Origin of the sequence: Roseateles sp., assembly GCF_031397715.1 — a bacterium.
Classification (GTDB): Bacteria; Pseudomonadota; Gammaproteobacteria; order Burkholderiales; family Burkholderiaceae_C; genus Paucibacter_A.
Window position 1 is genome coordinate 1 of sequence record NZ_JANNMI010000492.1, and the last position, 1805, is coordinate 1805.

The window sequence follows — 1805 nt, forward strand, 5'->3', positions numbered from 1 at the left end:
GTCGCAATCCGCCAACCGGTAGAGCCGTGCCGCGGAAGGTTTTTTTTAACCAGCCAGATTCCCGGAAGCCGGGTTAGAGGTGAGCGAGATGATGCAGCAACACAGGTCCAATTCCTACCTGTTCGGGGGCAATGCGCCCTATGTCGAAGAGATGTACGAGGCCTACCTCGACAACCCCGCCTCGGTGGCCGACAGCTGGCGCACATACTTTGATGCGCTTCAGCATGTGCCCGCCGCCGATGGCAGCGACGCCCGCGATGTGGCGCACGCGCCGGTGATCGAATCGTTTGCCCAGCGCGCCAAGGCCAACGCCTTCGGCAACAAGGCCTCGAGTGCCGATCTGGCCGTCGCCCGCAAGCAAGTCCATGTGCAGTCGCTGATTGCGGCCTACCGTTTCTTGGGCTCGCGCTGGGCCGATCTGGACCCGCTGCAGCGCACCGAGCGCCCGCGCATCCCGGAGCTGGAACCGTCGTTCTACGACCTGACCGAGTCCGATATGGACATTCCGTTCAGCGCCGCCAACACCTATTTCTCGTCCGCCGAGCAGATGACGCTGCGGCAGATTCTGCAGGCCCTGCGTGAGACCTACTGCGGCAGCGTCGGTGCCGAGTACATGCACATCACCGACATGACCGAGAAGCGCTGGTGGCAGGAGCGGCTGGAGAGCATCCGCTCCAAGCCCAGCTTCACGGCCGACAAGAAAAAGCACATCCTCGGCCGCCTGACCGCTGCCGAGGGCCTGGAGCGTTACCTGCACACCAAGTACGTTGGCCAGAAGCGCTTTTCGCTCGAAGGCGGCGAGAGCTTCATCGCCGCGATGGATGAGCTGGTGCAAGGTGGCGGCGCATCCGGCGTGCAAGAAATCGTCATCGGCATGGCCCACCGCGGCCGCCTCAATGTGCTGGTCAATACCTTGGGCAAGATGCCCAAGGACTTGTTCGACGAGTTCGAGCACAAGGCTCCCGAAGACCTGCCGGCTGGGGACGTCAAATACCACCAAGGCTTCTCCAGCGATGTCACCAGCCCCGGCGGCCCGATTCACTTGACGCTGTCCTTCAACCCTTCGCACCTGGAGATCGTCAACCCGGTGGTCGAGGGTTCGGTCAAGGCGCGTATGGACCGGCGCGGCGACAAGACCGGCGCGCAAGTGCTGCCGGTGCTGGTGCACGGCGATGCGGCCTTTGCCGGCCAGGGCGTGGTGATGGAGACGCTGGCGCTGGCGCAGACGCGCGGCTACTACACCGGCGGCACCGTCCACCTGGTCATCAACAACCAGATCGGTTTCACCACCTCCGACCCACGTGACAGCCGCTCGACGCTGTATTGCACCGACGTCGACAAGATGGTCGAGGCACCGGTCCTGCACGTCAACGGCGACGACCCGGAAGCGGTGGTCTTGTGCACCCAGCTGGCGCTGGAGTATCGCCAGCAGTTCAAGAAGGATGTCGTCGTCGACATCGTCTGCTTCCGCAAGCTCGGCCACAACGAGCAGGACACACCGGCGCTGACCCAGCCGCTGATGTACAAGAAGATCGCGCAGCATCCCGGCACGCGCAAGCTCTACGGCGACAAGCTGATTGCCCAGAATGTGTTGCCCGCCGACGGCCCGGACGCGATGTTCAAGGCCTTCCGCGCCGCCATGGATGAAGGCCGCCACACAGTCGACCCGGTGCTCACCAACTACAAGAGCAAGTACGCGGTCGACTGGTCGCCGTTCCTCAACCGCAAGTGGACCGACGCTGCCGACACGGCCCTGCCGGTCGCCGAGCTCAAGCGCCTGGCCGAGCGGATCACCACCGTGCCCG

At 64.1% G+C, this 1805-nt stretch carries 1 protein-coding gene; it reads left to right on the plus strand.

Going from position 1 to position 1805, the window contains the following annotated elements; genetic code table 11:
• Positions 1 to 88: 88 nt before the first annotated feature.
• A partial coding sequence (locus RMO57_RS21900) for a thiamine pyrophosphate-dependent enzyme (protein ID WP_414896479.1) occupies positions 89 to 1805 on the plus strand: 1717 nt, incomplete at its 3' end.